Here is a 3,676-nt window from a genome sequence, read left to right as displayed (position 1 = left end):
CTCCGAGCCCGCCCCGGCGACCACGGCCCCCGAGCCCGCTGCCGCCGCCCCCGCGGCGACGGAGGAGCCCGTGGTCGTCGTCACGCCGGTCAAGACCAGGACCAGGAGGGCGTCCCGAGCGGCCGTCCGCCCCCAGGCCGAGCCCATCACGCAGTCCGAGCCGGTCCGCGTGGAGCCCGTCCGCGTCGAGCCGACCCAGCCGGAGCCGACCCAGCCCGAGCCGACCGCCCCGGCCGCCCAGGCTCCCCAGCAGGAGCCCGCGGCCGAGCAGCCGCTCAACGGCCGGCACGCCCCGGAGCCCGCGACCCCGGCGGTGACCACGCGTCGCCGCACGGCCCGTCGCGCGGCCTCCAGGCCCGCCGGCCCGCCCCTGGGCGTGACGGAGAACTGAGGCGCCACCGCACGACGAACCGCCGTCCAGCCGAGCTGGGCGGCGGTTCGCCGTTCCCGGCCCTGAGCGCCGCCACAGCCCTCGCGACCGATCACGTCCCCGCGAAGGCCCGGCCCCGGTCGTTCGTGGCCGGCAATGGCCCGCACAGGGCTTTCACGGGCATCGCCGATGACGGCGCGGCCACCTCGCCGGGTGTTCTATGCTGGACGTCGGCACCCGGCGTGACCAGGGCGATCCCGCTACACCGACCCCGGTTTGACCCCGCCGGCACCCGCCACGTAACCTGATACGCGGCCCGCCATCCGGTGGGCCCTGTCGCGTGAAGCCCAGCCCACTCGTTGTCAGTGGTGTCGAGGCACGTGCGATCCCGTCCCGTCGAGTAGCAGGAGACTTCCGTCCCGATGTACGCGATCGTCAAGACCGGCGGCAAGCAGTACAAGGTGGCTGTCGGCGACGTCATCGAGGTCGAGAAGCTCGAAGGCGAGCCGGACACCGAGATCACCTTCGCGGCGCCGCTCCTCGTTGTGGACGGCGATGACGTCACCTCCGCGGCGGACGCCCTGGCGAAGTTCTCGGTGACCGGCAAGGTCGTCGAGCAGACCAAGGGCCCCAAGATCCGCATCCACAAGTTCAAGAACAAGACCGGCTACCACAAGCGCCAGGGTCACCGCCAGAAGCTGACTCGCGTCGAGGTCACCGGCATCACCGGTAAGTGAGGATCTGACTAGCCATGGCACACAAGAAGGGTGCATCCAGCTCCCGCAACGGCCGTGACTCGAACCCCCAGTACCTCGGGGTCAAGCGGTTCGGCGGTCAGGTCGTCAAGGCCGGCGAGATCCTGATCCGCCAGCGCGGCACCAAGTTCCACCCCGGCGTCAACGTCGGTCGCGGCAAGGACGACACGCTCTTCGCGTTGGCGCCCGGCGCGGTCGAGTTCGGCTCCAAGCGCGGTCGCAAGACCGTGAACATCGTCCCGGTCGAGGCTGCTGCTTAAGCGCCTCGGGCGTAGACGGAACGACCTCCGACGAGGGGCGGGACCGGTGCATTCCGGCTCCCGCCCCTCGTTGCTTCTTAGGAAAGGAAAACCCCGTGTCCCGCTTCGTCGACCGGGTGGTCATCCACGTCGCCGCAGGTGACGGGGGCAACGGGGTCGCCTCGGTGCATCGCGAGAAGTTCAAGCCGCTGGGTGGCCCCGATGGCGGCAACGGCGGCAAGGGCGGCGACGTCGTGCTGGTCGTCGACTCGCAGGTGCACACGCTGCTCGACTTCCACTTCCGCCCGAACGCCGCCGCCGGCAACGGCAAGGGCGGCCAGGGCGGCAACCGCGACGGCGCGAACGGGGCGGACCTCGAACTGCGCGTGCCGGACGGCACCGTCGTCCTCACGCCCGACGGCGAGGTCGTCGCGGACCTCGTCGGCGAGGGCACCCGGCTGATCGCGGCCCAGGGCGGCCGCGGCGGCCTCGGCAACGCCTCGCTGGCGTCCAAGGCCCGCAAGGCCCCCGGTTTCGCCCTCCTGGGTGAACCCGGCGAGGCCCAGGACCTCGTGCTGGAGCTGAAGTCCGTCGCGGACGTCGGCCTGCTCGGGTTCCCGTCGGCGGGCAAGTCGTCGCTGATCTCGGTGCTGTCCGCGGCCAAGCCGAAGATCGCCGACTACCCGTTCACGACGCTGGTGCCGAACCTGGGCGTGATCACCGGCGGCGACACCATCTTCACGATGGCGGACGTGCCCGGCCTGATCCCCGGCGCGTCCGAGGGCAAGGGCCTCGGCCTCGACTTCCTGCGGCACATCGAGCGCTGCGCGGTGCTGGTGCACGTCGTGGACTGCGCGACGTACGAGGCGGGCCGCGACCCGGTGTCGGACATCGACGCGCTGGAGGAGGAGCTGGCGAAGTACACCCCCTCCCTGGCCGACGACCTGGCCGAACGCCCGCGCGTCGTGGTGCTCAACAAGATCGACATCCCGGAGGCGCGGGACCTGGCGGAGATCGTGCGCCCCGACATCGAGGCCCGCGGCCTGCCGGTGTTCGAGGTGTCCACGGCGAGCCGCGAGGGCCTGCGCGAGCTGACGTTCGCGCTGGCGCGCGTGGTCGAGGAGTACCGGGCGTCGCGGCCGAAGCAGGAGTCGACGCGGGTCGTGCTGCGGCCCAAGGCCGTGGACGACCAGGGCTTCACCGTGGTCGAGGACCCGGAGACCGAGGGCGGCTTCATCGTCCGCGGCGAGCGCCCCGAGCGGTGGATCCGGCAGACCGACTTCAACAACGACGAGGCCGTCGGCTACCTCGCCGACCGGCTGGCCCGCCTCGGAGTCGAGGAGGCGCTGGTCAAGAAGGGCGCCCAGCCGGGCTGCCAGGTCACCATCGGCGACCTGGTGTTCGACTGGGAGCCGACCACGCCGTCGGGCATCGCGATGACCATGAGCGGTCGCGGCACGGACGCGCGGCTGGAGGCGAGCAACCGGGTCGGCGCGTCGGAGCGGTTGGCGGCGAAGAAGGCCCGCCGCATCCCCGGCACGTACGACGAGTTCGAAGAGGACGACGACGAGTGATCGGTTCGGTGGCGGTGTCGCAGGCCCGGCAGGCGGTGTCCGCGGCGTCCAGGGTCGTGGTGAAGGTCGGGTCCTCGTCGCTGACCACCGCCGAGGGCGGGCTCGACCCGTCACGGCTGGACGCGCTGGTGGACGCGGTCGCGGCGCGGTGCGCGGCGGGCAGCCAGGTGGTGCTGGTGTCGTCCGGCGCGATCGCCGCGGGCCTCGCCCCGCTCGGCGTCACCCGGCGGCCCCGTGACCTGGCTACCCAGCAGGCGGCGGCGAGCGTCGGGCAGCTGGCGTTGGCGCACGCGTACGCGAACTCGTTCGGGCGGTTCTCGCTGACGGTCGGGCAGGTGCTGCTGACGGCGGACGACGTGGTGCGGCGCTCGCACTACCGGAACGCGCAGCGCACGTTCTCCCGGCTGCTGGCGCTGGGCGCGGTGCCCGTGGTGAACGAGAACGACACCGTCGCCACCGAGGAGATCCGGTTCGGCGACAACGACCGGCTGGCGGCCCTGGTGGCGCACCTGGTGGGGGCGGACGCGTTGTTCCTGCTCTCCGACGTGGACGCGCTGTACGACGGCGACCCGCGCCGGCCGGGCGCCCAGCGCATCACCGAGGTGGCCGGCGCGTCCGATGTGGACGGTGTGCGGGCGGGTTCGGTCGGCGCGTCCGGGTTGGGCACGGGCGGCATGGCGTCGAATGACGCGGCGGCCCGGTTGGCGGCCTCCGCGGGCATCCCGGTGCTGCTGGCGG

The 3,676-nt window shown here is 72.6% G+C and carries 4 protein-coding genes and 1 pseudogene; all 5 read left to right on the top strand.

The features are described 5' to 3' along the window. Positions 1-391: pseudogene (locus ACFQ3T_RS35120) on the top strand (ribonuclease E/G); the annotation flags it as partial. Positions 392-792: 401 nt separating this feature from the next. Next, positions 793-1,107 (top strand): 50S ribosomal protein L21, encoded by a 315-nt coding sequence (rplU, locus tag ACFQ3T_RS35115; RefSeq protein ID WP_053722830.1) that lies wholly within the window; start codon positions 793-795, stop codon positions 1,105-1,107. Between the two features lie 14 nt (positions 1,108-1,121). Next, a complete protein-coding gene (gene rpmA, locus ACFQ3T_RS35110; RefSeq protein WP_360452964.1) occupies positions 1,122-1,385 on the top strand; it encodes a 50S ribosomal protein L27 in 264 nt (87 codons plus the stop codon). A 95-nt stretch (positions 1,386-1,480) separates the two neighbouring features. After that, positions 1,481-2,938, top strand: coding sequence for a GTPase ObgE (gene obgE, locus ACFQ3T_RS35105; RefSeq protein WP_380730202.1), 1,458 nt, complete (start codon positions 1,481-1,483; stop codon positions 2,936-2,938). Between the two features lie 14 nt (positions 2,939-2,952). Beyond that, positions 2,953-3,676 (top strand): glutamate 5-kinase (gene proB, locus ACFQ3T_RS35100; RefSeq protein WP_380730205.1); only part of this gene is annotated, 724 nt, incomplete at its 3' end.

Source organism: Saccharothrix hoggarensis (genome assembly GCF_042678885.1).
Lineage (GTDB): Bacteria > Actinomycetota > Actinomycetes > Mycobacteriales > Pseudonocardiaceae > Actinosynnema > Actinosynnema hoggarensis.
This window is presented reverse-complemented; position numbering and strand designations above follow the sequence as displayed.